General features: G+C 30.6%; 15 protein-coding genes. All 15 read right to left on the bottom strand.

Annotation, left to right across the window (positions count from 1 at the left end):
- Genes DIT68_RS04025 through pgi form a run of 15 tightly spaced genes read right to left on the bottom strand, consistent with a single transcriptional unit; the run spans position 1 to position 16414 of the window.
- Positions 1 to 1188 (bottom strand): glycosyltransferase family 4 protein, encoded by a 1188-nt coding sequence (locus DIT68_RS04025; protein WP_109358526.1) that lies wholly within the window; start codon positions 1186 to 1188, stop codon positions 1 to 3.
- The gene (locus DIT68_RS04020; RefSeq protein ID WP_109358525.1) at positions 1188 to 2432 is read right to left on the bottom strand and encodes an O-antigen ligase family protein; all 1245 of its coding nucleotides are present in this window, start codon (positions 2430 to 2432) and stop codon (positions 1188 to 1190) included. Before DIT68_RS04020 ends, DIT68_RS04025 begins: the two co-directional genes overlap by 1 nt.
- Positions 2416 to 3543, bottom strand: coding sequence for an ATP-grasp domain-containing protein (locus DIT68_RS04015; protein WP_109358524.1), 1128 nt, complete (start codon positions 3541 to 3543; stop codon positions 2416 to 2418). The genes DIT68_RS04020 and DIT68_RS04015 overlap by 17 nt, the downstream gene beginning before the upstream one ends.
- On the bottom strand, positions 3540 to 5300 hold the full coding sequence (locus tag DIT68_RS04010; protein ID WP_109358523.1) for a hypothetical protein: 1761 nt from the start codon (positions 5298 to 5300) through the stop codon (positions 3540 to 3542). Before DIT68_RS04010 ends, DIT68_RS04015 begins: the two co-directional genes overlap by 4 nt.
- A 12-nt stretch (positions 5301 to 5312) precedes the next feature.
- A complete protein-coding gene (locus tag DIT68_RS04005) occupies positions 5313 to 6443 on the bottom strand; it encodes a CapA family protein (RefSeq protein WP_109358522.1) in 1131 nt (376 codons plus the stop codon).
- Positions 6440 to 7438 carry a hypothetical protein gene (locus DIT68_RS04000; RefSeq protein WP_109358521.1) on the bottom strand — a complete coding sequence of 333 codons (999 nt, stop codon included), beginning with the start codon at positions 7436 to 7438 and terminating at the stop codon, positions 6440 to 6442. Before DIT68_RS04000 ends, DIT68_RS04005 begins: the two co-directional genes overlap by 4 nt.
- Before the next feature lies 1 nt (position 7439).
- Positions 7440 to 8687, bottom strand: coding sequence for a lipopolysaccharide biosynthesis protein (locus DIT68_RS03995; protein WP_109358520.1), 1248 nt, complete (start codon positions 8685 to 8687; stop codon positions 7440 to 7442).
- Positions 8684 to 9367, bottom strand: a complete 684-nt coding sequence (locus DIT68_RS03990; protein ID WP_109358782.1) for an acylneuraminate cytidylyltransferase family protein — start codon at positions 9365 to 9367, stop codon at positions 8684 to 8686. The genes DIT68_RS03995 and DIT68_RS03990 overlap by 4 nt, the downstream gene beginning before the upstream one ends.
- Position 9368: 1 nt before the next feature.
- Positions 9369 to 10415 (bottom strand): nucleotidyltransferase family protein, encoded by a 1047-nt coding sequence (locus tag DIT68_RS03985; RefSeq protein WP_109358519.1) that lies wholly within the window; start codon positions 10413 to 10415, stop codon positions 9369 to 9371.
- A 10-nt stretch (positions 10416 to 10425) separates the two neighbouring features.
- A complete protein-coding gene (locus DIT68_RS03980; protein ID WP_109358518.1) occupies positions 10426 to 11100 on the bottom strand; it encodes a PIG-L deacetylase family protein in 675 nt (224 codons plus the stop codon).
- On the bottom strand, positions 11097 to 12005 hold the full coding sequence (locus tag DIT68_RS03975; RefSeq protein WP_233244147.1) for a formyltransferase family protein: 909 nt from the start codon (positions 12003 to 12005) through the stop codon (positions 11097 to 11099). Before DIT68_RS03975 ends, DIT68_RS03980 begins: the two co-directional genes overlap by 4 nt.
- Entirely contained in the window at positions 11992 to 13152 is a 1161-nt protein-coding gene (neuC, locus tag DIT68_RS03970) for a UDP-N-acetylglucosamine 2-epimerase (protein ID WP_109358516.1), read from the bottom strand. The genes DIT68_RS03975 and neuC overlap by 14 nt, the downstream gene beginning before the upstream one ends.
- Positions 13153 to 13154: 2 nt before the next feature.
- A complete protein-coding gene (gene neuB / locus DIT68_RS03965; RefSeq protein WP_394336372.1) occupies positions 13155 to 14168 on the bottom strand; it encodes an N-acetylneuraminate synthase in 1014 nt (337 codons plus the stop codon).
- Positions 14165 to 14779 carry an acetyltransferase gene (locus DIT68_RS03960; protein WP_109358515.1) on the bottom strand — a complete coding sequence of 205 codons (615 nt, stop codon included), beginning with the start codon at positions 14777 to 14779 and terminating at the stop codon, positions 14165 to 14167. The genes neuB and DIT68_RS03960 overlap by 4 nt, the downstream gene beginning before the upstream one ends.
- On the bottom strand, positions 14780 to 16414 hold the full coding sequence (gene pgi, locus DIT68_RS03955) for a glucose-6-phosphate isomerase (RefSeq protein WP_109358514.1): 1635 nt from the start codon (positions 16412 to 16414) through the stop codon (positions 14780 to 14782).
- Between the last annotated feature and the right edge of the window lie 10 nt (positions 16415 to 16424).

The raw sequence follows: 16424 nt of genomic DNA, 5'->3' as shown, positions 1-16424 counted from the left end.
CTAATATTTATTTAATATCGTGTTATACAATGATATATAATCTTGTGAAAATTGCTTCTTATCAAACTTATCTTCCATTAATTTTCTACTATTTTGGCCCATAACTTTTAATTCGCCCCTATTTTCAATGATTGACTTTATTACTGCGATTAATTGATTTATATCTCCTGCTTGAATTAATTTACCATTATAACCATCAACCACCACTTCATGCGTTCCTCCTACATCTGTAGCAATAATAACACAACCAGAAGCACCTGCTTCCATGGCAATATTTGGCAAACCTTCCGCCATACTAGGAACTAAAACTATATGTGCTTTTTGCATAAATAGTTTTACTTCTTCCTTACTAAGTTGACCAATTGCTTTAATTGAATATAAGTTGAGATTATTCGTTTCTAACTTATTTTCTAGTAATTCAACTGAAGTCTCAGGTCCTCCATATAAAAGTTCTACCCTATCATTCAATTCAGGGTTTTGGTCAATAACTAGTTTCCATGCTTTTAGGACAGTAATACCGCCTTTTAAATTTCTTCCAAAAGATGTTTCACTGCGATAAGATAACCCTCCTAAAAACAATAAATAAATTTTCTCTCTTGGGTCTAAAAACTTTTGTTGATTAAATTTGAATTCTTGTAAATCTACCCCTCTGTAAACTACTTTAGTGTTTGCAGCTGAATATAGTTTTTTGATTGCTTCGGCTAATTCATTGCTATTACAACCAAAATAATCCACATTATTTTCCCAACCTTTAATTCCTAAGGAATTAGTCAACTTTGGTAAGCTGAAATTTATATCAGACCCAATACATTGTGCTATATGCTTTTTGATGAGTTTCTTGGCTACATAACTTCCGACTACTCCTGAGAAACTGGCACCTACAGAATGAATAAGTTCAATGTTTTTTAATTTCTTCCTGAACGTCATCAGAAAAATATTTTTATAAATCAATAATTGTAACCCTAAAATTCTCGGACTAGAATTTGGTAAAAGAGGAAATGAAAAAACAGATATATCTAATCCATCAATTTGATAAGTATCTATAAACTTTCTTTTGGGGTGCCAAGCGCGTAAATGTATTATTTTTAGTTTTACAGAATTGGATAGCTGTTTTGCAGCTCTCAGGTTAAAAGCACCGTCTTTTGGTCTTTCCAAACTTGGAAAAGTATTTACTAAGAATAATACCATTAAAATGTACTTAAAGATTTGTTATTTATTCTTTGTTCAACATGATATACATATCCTATAACTCCAACCATTATAATCATTGCTGAAGGAGAATTATATAAAATAATACCTAATCCAATAATTTTTGTTGTAATAACAATTAATGTACAAAATAATAGATTAAACCTAACTTGTTTATCCATAATTATTTTTGATAGTTTATATGATTTTATAATAGCCATTATGTAAACAAATTGATAAATAATGAAACCGAATAAGCCTGTTGAAGTTAAAGACTCTACGTAGTCAGAGTGAGAATATTGACCTGAAAAAAAATACACACGGTAATTATTAAGTCCAACTCCAAAAATTGGATTATCTGCAAATAATTGTAATCCAAAGGTAAACATCTTATAACGAATATCTCCTTCGACACCTCCTCTTTCTTCTCCCATTTCAAAACGTTCTTCTAATACTGTTCCCTCCATAATTATAGGAATTAGAGCGTATGTTATTAAACCAATTATCAAAAGAGGAATGAATATTTTAGAAATGGAAAGTTTATACTTTTGATTGGCTTTATAAATCCCAATAAATCCAACTATTAACACAAAGAATGACATTGCTGATTTTCTAGATCCAGAATCAAAAACTCCATCTAAAAAAACAATTAATAATGCAATCGCTACTATCCAAGTTAGATTAACTTTAAATTTTTTAAAAGACATGAAAATCAAAATAGACATACTTGCAAAGACCATTTTTAATCCAAATGAATTTGGGTTACCAGCTAATCCATATTCTCTTTCTTTATTTATCATTTCTTCAGTCTGAAAACCAAATTGAATAGCTAAAATTTGCAACAAACCGGATATAAAAATGGCAAATATTAGATGTTTAATTAATCTAATATCATAAACTAGTATTAAGAATATAACATTAATAAGAATCACTAAAAGTATTAAAGAGGAAAATCCATTCATGAATAGATTTATATTCTTGACTGTAAATACTCCAGTAAAGTAGGCCCATGCTACCCAGCAATTTAAAAGTTTAAGTTCAATCGGATATTTTTTTATTTTGAAAAAAAGTCTATAAGGCTCTTTTAACAGAAATGCGAATGTCATTATCATTGCAAAAGCTGGCATTAGACCTGTTTCATTAAATGTAAATGCCACTACAATAAATGCGATCAAACTTATCTTTAAAAAGAAATTGTTTTTTACAGTTTTAAATAAAGTAAGGAGTTTACTTTTTTGTGGCATGAATGTCTTTTAAGTTATCAATTATATAGGTGATTCTTAAGTTACATAAATGATTTTCACAAAAGCTACCGGCCTCGAAATACCATTTGTTATTTTTAAGTAAATATCTACCTGGAACTCCTTTTATTTTCATTTGTTCCTTTGCGATGCTATTACCGAAAACAGTTTGAAGTTCATTTACATACAGATTGCCCTTATCATCTTCAAAAAGATCAACATCCATTGAATGGAATTTACCCTTATCAGTAATTTCTTTTAATAGTTCGAAGGCTTTTAATGGTGGTAAGTCCCAGTTTGCCTTTCCTGAGCCACTATGAAATTGTCCTTCCATGTCCTTTCCATGTCCAAAATAGGAGTCCCCGATTCTTACCATTCTCCATTCCTTTACGTTGGCCAAGTACTTTTGAAAATAAATACTTCCTTTTTGTCTCTTGTTGGCACCTTTGCGTTTTACTTTATATCCATAATGCAAAAAATCTTTTGTCATTTTTATAGCTTTATCTCTGTTTTTTAAAATATAGACTCCACTCGCTGATGCACCTAAATTACTTTTTAAGACTATTGGGAATTCAGTTTGTCTTAAAAATGAAACTGCCTCTTCCACGTTGTAAAATATATCGGTTTTAGGTCTCGGAAAATTGAAAGATTCTAACCAGTAATTTTGAACGCGCTTATTCTCGTATAACCAAATTTCCTTAAGGGTAGGATAAAGTTTTAGATTAAGTTCCTCATTCATTATTCGGAGTCGCTCATCTACCATCAACTTAACCTCTTCAGTTCTAACGTCTGGCCAAGTTAAAAAAACATCGCATTTAGAGTTTTTTACTTGGTCTATCCAATCTTTCTTTTCTAGATATATTATTTGATAAGAAATTTTTAATTCATGACAGGCAGCAATCCAGTGTTTGTGATACTGAATTCCTCCGTAAATTATTCCTACTTTAATTGGAGATTCATGATATATAACTGTATCAGGATCATTTAAATATGGATTTGTTTTAGCTAAGGAATATTCATCATATTCTGGTATGTAAATATTGTTTCTCAATACTTTTTTTAATCCTGTTGGAGTAACTTTTTTTAAAAACTTATATAGTTTTATCTTCTTCATTTTTCTATGTAATCACTTAATTCTTTCAACATAAAACCAAGGTATATAATATATCTTCTTTGCGTACTTTCAATCAACATTTTATCAAAATCCGTATGAGGAGAATAGTCTAATAAAACTTCTTTTGCTTTATTTAATACTTTCTTCTCTCGAATCATGTTTATGATTTCTGAATAGGAAGAAGAGTTCATTCTCTTAATTAACTGGTTCTTAACTAATTTATTTCTTCTTTTTACAGACCCTAAAGTCTTAAGTTTACTCCAAACTAGATACTTTGTACTTAAGCTGTCAAAACTAAACCCATAATGACTACCTACTTTTGCCAAGGCAGGAGCCGTCCTTGTTATTAATTCGGCTTGGTATTGGCCACCGATCCCTAAATAGGGTGTAGCTTTTAAAGCTTCAATTACATTATCATATTCTATAAAAGGCATCAGAAAGGGAGAGGCTTTTCCATAAGCTGAGGCTACAGAGCCATTACATTGTGGCATTTTGATTAGACCGTAATAAGCATGAGTAGAAAACATATCCATCTTGTCAAAATCTACATCAAGTTGTTTTTCTAACTTACTTCGTATGTAATCTGATGTATTATTTAATTGTTGTGGAGACCCCACAGATTCCTCGGAAAATGGAAGAAATATATAGCGATTTACCCAATCATTCCAATTCATTTTTTTTGAACCAGTAAAATACGAATCTCTATAAATTTCGCCTCCTAAACCATTTAAGCTATATTCTGAATTTCCTAAAGTTGACTTTTTATAATCAAAAGTATATGTTTCACTGTAGGCTCCTAAGTGTCTAGCACTTATTCCATCAAAAAAGTTTAGATTCTCTGTTAAAATCTCTTCTAATCGTTTATCCTCGTATTTTTCGAGTCTTTCGGTAGGAATTAAATCAATTTGTGTTCTATATAGTTCAGCTATTTCTTTAGCATATTTTATCTCTGTATCATGAACACCCTTTGTATTATGAGAGTGTAAGTGTAATTTGTTATCAATGTGTTTATCTGCCAATGACAAAATCAGTCTACAATCAAAACCGCTTGATAATCCTAAATCGCCTATTTGATCTTTAAATGTGTTGTTAATTTGAGTAAAATAACCACCTAGTTGATTTGCTTGATCATTTAAACTCTGATCTCTACCTTTGTCGTGTAAACGAATTTCATCTATTTTTTTATATTCATGCTTGGCCCAATTTATATTGTTTAATACAGGGAATTCTAAAGGATTATTTGGTAAGATTTTTCTTATTCCATTTACTAAGGTTTCACTTCCTAGGTTAAAACCTGTGGATAGTTTTTCTTGTAAAGCATTTTGATTGATTTTAAATTTATGATTACTATTCCTTAATAATAATAAAAATGAAGATGATATGGAAGAACTTATTTCATTATGAAATATTGATTGTTCTCCTAACTTGTCATTAAGTATAGTAATTTTTTCGTCTCTCCAGAGAATGAAAATATAATTGCCTTTTAGTTGATCTAATTCTAATTTTCCTGTTAGAAAGTCTGTCAATAATTGATTTAGAATATGGTTTAATGGTAAATTTTTATACATAGGAGTACCTATTAATACTCCTCCTTGGTCTTTATTACCTGTTTGATAAACGGATTTGTTTCTGACTCCTTCAAATACTTTTAAATTCCATTCACCTATATCATAACCTTTACAATCTGAAATCTTTGATTCAGTTGATTCCCTGATGAGGTTTGCTTTATTTTCGCTTAATTTGGAAAGTAGAAACATAGATTTGTTGATTTATAATCTAATAGATTTATTCTTAAGAATTTCTTGGATGATTTCAGAATGCTCCGTGTTTCGGAATAAATTTAGAAATTTAGCAAATCCGGTGTTCTTATATAAAAAAGAGAAATTTTGTCTACGAAAAATTCGTCTTATTATTTTATTGTTGAAAAAAAACATTTCTCTCAAATAATAACTTTCTTTTAATTTGACGAACTTTTGCCATTCATAGTGAAAATCATTTTCATTTTTTAAAATTTCATTAACTTTTTTTAATTTTCCATCAAATATTATTTTTTCATTTTCTTTTAAAAGACGAATTTGATTGTCTCCATCAAATTGTTTAAGACCTTTAACTTCAGTGTCCATCTTATTTTTATCAAATTTAAATTTAACAATATATCCTTCATTCCATGATGTGTTTGTTCTGTTTAAATCAAAAGCTAAACTACCTTGACCGTAGGAAATAAAACCATTATTGTATTTTTCATATGCACCGATTATATGTGAATGCTGGCATAACACTGCTGATGCTCCTATGTTAATCAAGTGTCTACAAAGTCTTAGTTGATTAGGACTAGGTAATGGGTTGCCTGACAGACCCGTATGAAGTAAAATAACAATGTGATGAACCTCTTTTTTATATTTTTGGATTAATTCGAATATGTAAATCAAGTCCATAGGCAAAGCTCCTGAATTATTGAAGTCTTCAAATGTAGAGAATTCATTATTACTAAATGATGCGATACCTACTTTAATATTACCTTTTTCTATTATCTTAAAATCATAAAATTCTTTTTCTTTGACAACACCAAAAAAATCTGAATCAGATTTTTCAATTATCTCAATAGTATCCAATAAACCTTTAATACCATAATCCATAATGTGATTATTGGCTAGGGAAAAGTAATCAATATTAAGCTTCTTTAAACCTTTTTCGACAGTTGTAGGTGCTTTGATATGACGACCTGATTTTAAGATTTTACTTTTTGAATCTGTAATTGGAGATTCTAAATTTACTATACGAAAATCAGCATCATTCCAAAATTTCGAAAAGTCTTTCGAAAAAATAATTTTGTCGTGGCTCAGGCTTTTGATAACTCTATTTTCTATGCAGAAATCTCCAGCTATATTTATTTCAATCATGTATTAGTAAATTTATTGATGGATGTAAGGCTAGATAGATATTCATAAATCATTAGAACATTTTCTTTTTTTGTTTTGTTTCCAATATTTTTTGATATGTCATAATAACAAATGTTTATGCTAGGATAAATTTGATAAAGCGTAAATAATGCTGTTGAGAAGAAAGAGATAACGTGTGATGGTAAAAAGTTTATTTCATTTCCAAATACTATTTCTATAGGCTTACGAAATCTCTGTTGTTTGAGATCTATCTCTTTTTCATTTTCAAGTCTATGCAATACATATATAATTTCAATTCCTTTTTTGCTGTAAAATGTTTTAATTTCATTGATAAAGGATTTGAATTTATCAAATGAAATAAAATCCAATTCTACTACAGGTGCCCCAATAAAGAAACATATGTTTTTTTCTGGAATAATTAATTCATCATTGTAAAAAGAGTTTTTCTGTGCAGGAAGTACATGGTCGATAAGGTTATTAGGTAGTGAAAAGTGAGTATAGAAATTCATTCTTGGAATTTCATTTGTTTTTTTCAGTCTTAATATTTTGTAGATTATTTTATCCAATATTGATTTACGAAATCCAAATCCATAATTGCCATCAATATTTCTCTTTTTATATACATTTATAGTTGCGAAACCATCGTCAACCAATGTAATCTTTTTTCTTTTTTCTGAAAATTTATATCCCAAATAATAAGCGAAAATATTATTGAAATTTCCGATGAGGATAGAGTCGTAATTTTCTGAATTAAAGATTAATCTTAAATATAGAGCTTTTAAAATCCAGTTTATCCTAATTGGCAAATAAGCAATTCTTTTGAATGGAATAATACTATTTTCTTCAACAATTTCTAATATGCTTTTTACATTTTTTGAGTCTGATGCAAAAATTAGAACTTTGGAATTTGCTTCACAATTATTATTAATTATGTATGATCTTGCATTTATGTATTGTAATGGTGTAAATACTATTGCTAAAACTCTTTCGCTCATGTTATTTGTGACTTACTTTTTTAAAGAAAAATAAATAATTAAACAAGTTGAAAAATTCAGATAGAACGGCACCTATTGAAACAGCAAGGAGTAAGTCGTCAACAATTAGAAAAGAAATATAACTAAAACCAGCTATATAAATAAGGCGAAGGATAACTATATATTTTAAAGGTTTGTAAACCTTTAAACTATTTAAGGCATTATGAATTAAAGCGTTTATACTATAAAAAACACCTGAAAATATAGTGATTTGTGCTGCCAAAATACCATCTATGTATTTTGGAAAGAAATTTGTAAATATCGTTGGGATTATTAAAGCAAAAAAAGACGCGCCTATAATCATAACTATAAAAAGTATCTTAGATGCTTTTATAGCATAATTGTAAACTTGTTTAGCATCCCCGGTTTTTCCAAATTTATATGCCATTTGAGGAAATAGGTAACGATTAGTATAATTTGGTAAATTTAGCATTGCGGCATTTACGCTACCTGCAGGAGAGTATAAACCAACTAACAGAGGATTCCCAAATAGTACGAGTATTAGTCTAGGTATTGTTCTACTCAAACCTGCGATATAATTCCAAAAGTAAATAGGAAAGCCTATCATAACTAATGCTTTAAATTGATCTTTTTCAAATTTATAAGAAACTTTAAATGGTTTGAACACTTGGTATCCAGCATATAGAGCCAGAGCCAGTCCTACCTGATAAATAATATAGCCCCAAATATTAAAGAAATATACTAGTGGTAAAAAAACAAAATATAGTAGTGTGTTAAATAATTGAATTTTACTTAATTTATCAAAAGATTTTGATGATCTATAAGTTGCACCTAAAAAATTAGTCTGAATAGTTAAAGCACCTGTCGAAAAGGCAAATACTAACATTATAGTATTATTCAAAGATAAATTATCAGCTAAATAAAATATAGCAGCAATCAAAATTGTTGCAAACATTAAAACAAAACTAAGGCTGGTAATAAAATAACCTGCTGTCTTAAGTCTTTTCATTGCCAACTGTTTATCGCCCTTTCCTAACCAATATGGTAATTCTCTATTCAGGCCACTTGTAGTTCCCAGTGTTAAGATTTGGATATATCCTACAAAAACAGTGAAACTTTGCCATTGACCAAGATCCTTAGGATCAATCCATCTTAAGATTATAAATCCGGAAATTGTTTGAGCAAGTGTTTTTAATAATCCAGAGGATATGTATTTACCAGCAGTTTTATTCCTCTTTAAAAAATTCACAATTCATAGTTAATTAAAAATTCAGCTATATCCCAATCCAACATCGTATCAATATCATGAGATGAAATATCATCCATAACAAACTTTTTCACCTTTGTAAATTCATTGATTTTCATTTTTTTCAAGGATTCAATGTTTATAATATAAATTGCACCATTCAATTCATATACTTTCGGGCAATCTTGTCTTCTTGTAAAGTTGCCTTCTTTAGAATTCTCTAGAAAGCCTAATTGATTTTCTTCTTTTAAGACAAAGTATGGATTAGAACTTGTTTCTTTAACCGAAACTACCATGTCCAAATCATTATGGTATAATGATAATGCTTCTTTAATGTGTTCTGAAGTTCTGAATGGAGATGTAGGTTGTAATAAAATTAAAGTATCACATTCAATTCCTTTAGACTCCATAAAGTTTATTGCATGAAGTAAAACTTCATAAGTTCCCGCAGAATCAGTTGCGAGTTCAGCGGGTCTTAAAAATGGTACTTGTAAACCATTTTCTATCACTTTGTTTCTTATTTCTTCGCTATCCGTGCTTACGATTATTTGACTTTCACTAAAAACTACTTTTGCAGCATCAATGGTATGTTGTATTAAAGGTTTACCTCCTAATTCTTTAATATTTTTACCTGGAACACCTTTTGAACCACCTCTTGCAGGAATAACAACTAATGGTTTCATATTAAAATTTAATGTGTTTAACATCTTCCTGCGCCTTCTTGAAATCCTCATGTTTTCCAATGTCTAACCAATATCCGTTGATAGGATAGGTTATGAGTATATTATCCATAGAAAGAACATTTTCCATCAAATCAGTGATATCATAGAACTCATCTTTCGGAATCATTTCGAGTAAACTCTTTTTCATCAAATAGATTCCTGCGTTAGAAAAGTAAGTATATCTAGGCTTTTCTTTTAACGATTTCACTTTATTTTTACCGTCTGTTTCTAGCACGGCATAGGGTACGTCAACGTGGTAACTTGTCGCTGCTACAGCCATGTCTGCTCCAGATTCTTTGTAACTTTTATAAAAATCGGCAAAGTCTATGTTCGTTAATAAATCACTATTCATAACAAAAATATCCTCATGCTCAAACTCATCTGCCAGAAGAATTGATCCTATAGTTCCTAATGGCTTATCTTCCTTTAGATACTTTATGTTTAATTTTTTATTTGAACCATCACCAAAATAATCTTCTAATTGTTCACCTAAATAATTAATACTGATATGAATATTTTCAACTCCTATTTTTGCAAGTCTATCAATATTGTATTCTATAATCGGCTTGTTACCAACTATTAGAAGTGGTTTAGGTGTTTTTTCTGTTAACGGTCTTAAACGTGTACCTTTTCCTCCAGCCATGATTACGGCATCAGCAGGAATAATCGTTGATTTTTCTCTAAAATTTAATATATCAACAATCTGATTTTCGCGATTTAGAATAGGAATGATCTTAAAGTTGCGACCTTTAAAGTCTTCTAATTTAGCTTGATTATATTCATCATCAAAAATGAACTTTGGATTTCCTTGAATGAAGTCCATTATTGAATTATCAAATCCAAGTCCTTTAATAAAACCTCTTCTTAAGTCTCCGTCTGTAAGTGATCCGATAAGCACAGTCTTATTATCTACAATGAATAAGATAGCGTCAGCACCAAGTTCGTCTAAACGTTTTAGTGCGTCTCTTACGCTTTTATCTTTTGAAATGAGGTGTGTATTATTATCCATTAGGGAATAGTTATTTATCAATATATTTAACTAGTTGGAATGCTTCTGCATATTCTACTCCTACACTGGCTCCTCTGAATGTAGCCAAAGCTTCTATGTTTCGAATTGATCTAGGAAAAGGGTGTTCACCTAATTCAGAATGATAGATCTTCATGATATCGATTTTTTCATCCATAAACTCGGAAATATCAACAAAATAGTTCGGCATGAAAGTTTTTTCGGGTAGTGCTGGTGCAAATTCTGTTTCCGAAATACACTCATACATTAAAACGCTTTTTATGTATGGATATCTAAAAGATTTGGTACATGCCATTACCGCGTCGAATGTAACTCTATGATCTGAATGAGCGTCTGATCTATTTAAACAATAAATAACTTCTGGTTTAACCTCTGAAAATATTTCTGAAATTTTAGGAACCATATCAATTAGTGTCTCCGATGATAGGGACATAGTAGGGTAATCAAGTTTATAGATGGCTTTAGCTCCTATTCTCTCTGCGACTTCATTTATTTCAATTTGTCTTGAATTTACTCTTTCATTTGAAAAACCATTCTCTTCAAAAATACTAGTAGTAATAATCCAATATATTTCATCACCGTTTTTCTTATGTTTTAATAAGGTTCCTCCAACTCCAAGTACTTCATCATCGGGGTGTGCTGAAATAATAACTATATTTTTACTCATAAGTATTCATTTATTTTAGGTAGTTCTGTAAATTCATGCTTTTCAAGAATAATTGCAGAATCGTAAGTTTTTACTACAATTTTAGTATTATCTATTATATCTAAGACTTTTCCTGGTTCATAATTAATCGGATAATCCACTTTGGATATTGAAACTTCCCAAATCTTTATTTCTTTATTTTCGATTTCTATATGTGCTCCGACGTATGGATGAGTCAAAGCTCTAACTAGATTGAAAATAGAAAGGGAATTCATTCGGAAATCTATTATCCCATCTAATTTCCCTCTTTTTCTCCAACTATTTCCTTGGTTTTTGTTTTGTTTAATTCTTAAAGGAGCTTCTCCTTTATTTTGATAATGGTTTGAAAAATCAATTATTTGATTTAAAGCTATGCATTTAATTTCATCATATAACGTTGTTGCAGTGTCTTGTGGGGATACCTTAATTACTTTTTGCGAGATAATGTCACCAGTATCTGCATCTTTATCCATGATAAAGAATGATGACCCTGTTTTTTTTAATCCTAGAAAAAGAGCCCAAATAATAGGATGCCTGCCTCTATTGTTTGGTAAAAGCGAAGGATGAAAACCTATTACCCCATGTTTTGTAGCATTAAGTATGCTAGTTGGCAGTAGATATGACCATCCAAAACAATAGATTATGTCGGGTTTTTGATTTGAAATGAACTCCTCTTTGGTCTCATTGTTCGATTTTTCGTCAAAATAGGTTGGTATATTGAATTTGTTACAAAGTGGTGTTAAGTCACTAAAATCGGAGTTGAAATTAGATTTTCTTTTTGTGATTACACCACATATTTTAAAATTGTTTTCAATTAGGTGCTCTAAACAAGAGTAGGAAAAATCAACAGTCCCTATGAAAAGTATTTTCATTTTACTCAATGTCATAAAATTTCTTTTTAATCAGATTAGTTAATTCTACTTTTTGAAGAACATCTACAATTTTATTTGAAGAGAAACCATTTTCATATGGGTTTTTAACTTTTTCAACAATTTTTTTAAATTCAGGTGATATGGCGTTAATAATAGCTTTCTTTATGTTTACTTTTTCTGGTAAGCAATCGATAACACTTTCAGCTTTAATTCTACCTTTTTGCCTATCTCCAATATTGATTGTGGCCTTCTTAAATGAAGGGACCTCAATTAAACCACTAGATGAATTTCCTATTACTACGTCAATAAACTGTAAAGCTGACAAGTATCGAAGTTGTCCTAAAGAGTTGTATACAGTTGAAATTTCAGGATTCTCTCTTACAAAGTCATCAATTTCTGAATTAATTATTCTTCCATCTGTGTCTGCGTTTGCTTTAGTGAATATTATTTTAATATCATCTAATTCCTTAAAAGCCTCAAGAAGTTCTTTTATCTGCTTTTCTGCCGTAGAGTTCTCTAATGTTACTGGATGAAATGTGACCAAGAAATGATGTTTTGCATCAAGTTTAAAATTAATTGACTTCTCGAATGTATCTCGGTCTAACAGTGCCATCTTTTTTATACTTTCAATTCCAAGAGCACCAACATTATGCACACTACTTGGTTTTTCACCTAATTGAATAATTCTTTTTTTGTATTCATCGGTTGATGGGAAATGTATATGTGACATTTTAGTTAGTGAATGACGGATAGGTTCGTCAATTAAGCCCTCTGTAGCTTCACCCCCATGACAATGTGCTACAGGTATTCGTGCAATCATAGCGCTACTTACAGCGGAAAATATTTCAAACCTATCCCCTAAAACTACTATAATATCTGGTTTTAAGTCCGCATAAACGTCAGCAAACGAAATCATTGCTAGCCCCATGCTTTTCGAGACTCCAATTGGTGTATCAGAAGATAAAAGCATTTCTATTTTTTTATTTATTGTAAATCCATCAGCTTCAATTTCTTTATAGGTGTTACCAAATTCTGGAGATAGATGCATCCCAGTGACTACTATTTGTAACTCCAAATCTTTAGAGTCGTTTATAGCTTTCATTGTCCAGTGAAGCAATCCATATTCTGCTCTAGTTCCCGTTATGACACATATCTTTCTCAAAATCAATTCAATTTTATAATTTCTTCAGCATTAAAGTCTCTTATTGCTTTTGTTCCAATTATATGATTCCAAAGCATTGGACTTATCCCTGATCCAGGTCTTTTAATTCCTAAATTATTTTTAGTCAATACTTCACCTTTTTTAATTTTTTTTAATGCTATTATACTCTTTCGAACTATTGTTTTGTTTTTAGTTTCAGAAGGAGATGGCTCTTTAATTCCAGAGCCAGAAATAGCTATTTCAATATTTCGAATTGCTTTTACCATTTCTTTTAGTTCATTAGGTTCTAAGGAAGCCCTATGATCTGGTCCAGTTAAATTTCTATCCAGTGTAAAATGCTTTTCAATTACTTTTGCACCTAATGCAACAGCTGCAATTGGCACTTCAATACCTAAAGTGTGATCTGAATAACCTATAGCCGTACCAAGCTCTTCTTTTATGTGAAGCATTGCTTTTAGGTTAACGTCTTCCATTGGAGTGGGGTACTCTGTATTACAATGTAAGATTGTGATATTAGAAGATTTAACCCCATTATCAATTAAAACTTTGTAAGCATCTTTAACTTCATCTATATTGGCCATTCCTGTTGAAAGAATAAATTCTGAATACAAGGATGCAACTTTTTCTAAGTAAGGCAGATTTGTTATTTCTCCTGATGGTATTTTTGATAAAGTTATTCCAATGTCAGAAAGAAAAGTTAAGCTGTCCAGGTCAAAACCAGTAGAAAGAAATTTAACACCTTTGGCTTGACAATAAGTTATTAAATCTAAATGATTTTTCTTTGATAATTCTAGCTTTTTAAGCATTTCATATTGAGAGTCATTGTTACCCGTATTTTCATTTTGGTAATCTGCTCTAGTAGCACTTTTTGTTACTAACTTGGAAGCTTTAAACGTTTGAAACTTCACATAATCAACTCCTGCATCTGCTGCAGCATCAATAAGCTGTTTAGCAAGGTTCATGTCGCCATTGTGATTCACTCCAGCTTCTGCTATAATAATTACTTTATCTATCATATTTTTCTTCCGGGGTTTCCAACTATTTTTGAGTTATCTTCTACATTTTTTATTATGACTGAACCAGCTCCAATTATTACATTTTTACCAACTTTCACGCCTTGTTTCACAACTGAGTTCGCACCGATAAAATTATTTTCACCTATTTCAACATTTCCAGCTAAAACTGCACCTGGCCCTATGTGCACCGCATCTTTTATTTTACATTCATGTTCTACAATTGCACCAGTATTGATAATGCAAAAATCACTAATTTCAGCAAGAGGATTAATCGAAGCATTTCTTGCAATGAAATTCCCTACACCAATCTTTAGCATTTCTGTAACTGAAGCTGATGGATGTATAATGTTTAAAATTACTTTTTCTTTCGAAGAAATTAGACTTCCTAGTTTATGACGTATCTGATTATCACCAATGCCTAAGATGAAGTTATTATTTTCACTCCAATCGAAATTAGGATCCGTTTCAAATCCTAAATATTCTAAATCAAAATAATTTGGAAATACTTCATTTGGTTCTAAATATCCATCAATTTTAACATCAGATAAGAGTGCAGCCTCGGCAACTACAAACCCATGTCCAGAGTATCCTGCTAGAATTGTTTTTTTCATTTAATTGACTTGCAATTTTAATAACCTGTTTAAAAGTCCATTCGTTGATGAATCAAATTCCCCAGAAATTCCCCCTTTATTTATCGAATCTAATTTACTTTTCGAAAGTTCCTTCCCTAATTCAACTCCCCATTGGTCAAAACTGAATATATTCCAAATTACCCCTTGAACAAATATTTTATGTTCATAAAAAGCAAGTAGACTGCCAAGGTTATAAGGATTTAATTTCTTGAGCAATATTGTATTGGAAGGTCTATTTCCATCAAATACTTTATAATTTTCATTTTCTGCGGTCGTATTCGCTAAACCATCAACTTCTTTTACTGTCCTTCCTTTTAACAAAGCTTCTGTTTGAGCAATTGCATTACAAATTAATTTATTTTGATGATCATCCAATGTTGAATGAGTACCAATTGGTATAATTAAATCACAAGGAATAAACTGTGTGCCTTGATGTAATAATTGATGATAAGAATGTTGTCCATTTGTTCCAACTTCTCCCCAAATAGCTACTCCAGTTTTATAATTTACTGGAAAACCGTTTCTGTCAATGTTTTTTCCATTACTTTCCATCGCAGCTTGTTGTAAGTAAGCTTTGAATTTGGAGAGATGATGTGAATAGGGGAGTACAGCTTCACTTTGTGCATTGAAGAAGTTAATGTACCAAATACTCAATAAGCCCATTATTACTGGGATGTTTTTATTGAAGTCTTCATTAACAAAATGTTGATCTGCAGAGTTTGCTCCTTTTAAAAGTTGTTCGTAATTATCATAACCAATTGTTAAAGCAATGGAAATCCCCATCGATCCCCACAGGCTAAATCGTCCACAAACCCAATCCCATATTTTGTATATATTTCCATTTAAAATTCCGAAATCATTTGCTGCTTGCTTGTTTCCGGTTATTGCAATAAAATGTTTTTGAATAAAATCTTCATTTCTACATTCCTCAAGGAACATCTCTTTTATCGTATTGGCATTGGTAAAAGTTTCTTGGGTTGTAAAAGTCTTTGACGCTATTATAAAGAGCGTTTCATCAAAATTAATTTCAGATACCACTTCTAAAAGATTGGCACTATCAACATTACTGATGAAGTATGATTTAATTCCATCTAACCAATAAGGTTTTAATGCCTCATTGACCATAGCTGGACCCAAATCACTTCCCCCTACACCGATATTAACTATGTATTTAATGTTTTTGCCTGTGTAGCCTTTCCATTTACCAGAATGAATCTCATTACAAAGCTTTTCAATCCTTCTTCTCTCTACTTGAACTAATGGAGTAATGTTTTCATCATCAACTAAAATCTCCTCATCTGAAAAGCTTTTTAAAGCTGTATGTAAAACGGCTCTATCTTCTGTTTCATTGATTTTCTCACCAGTAAACATCGCTTGAATAGCCGCAGAGAGCTGACATTCATTTGCTAAATCAACTAATAATTCAATAGTTTTATCGTTTGCAATATTCTTAGAATAATCGAATAAGATCTCTTCAAACTCAATAGAAAACTTATCAAAACGATTCACATCATTGTCAAAAAGCTCATTCATATTCATCGAATGATGCGTCAGATAATACGCTTTAAGCTTTCTCCAAGCTTTGGTTTGAGTAGGGTTAATTTTGGGGAACACTTTTATGTTG

It is taken from the genome of Brumimicrobium oceani (assembly GCF_003143775.1).
In the GTDB taxonomy this organism is placed as follows: Bacteria; Bacteroidota; Bacteroidia; order Flavobacteriales_D; family Crocinitomicaceae; genus Brumimicrobium; species Brumimicrobium oceani.
This window is presented reverse-complemented; position numbering and strand designations above follow the sequence as displayed.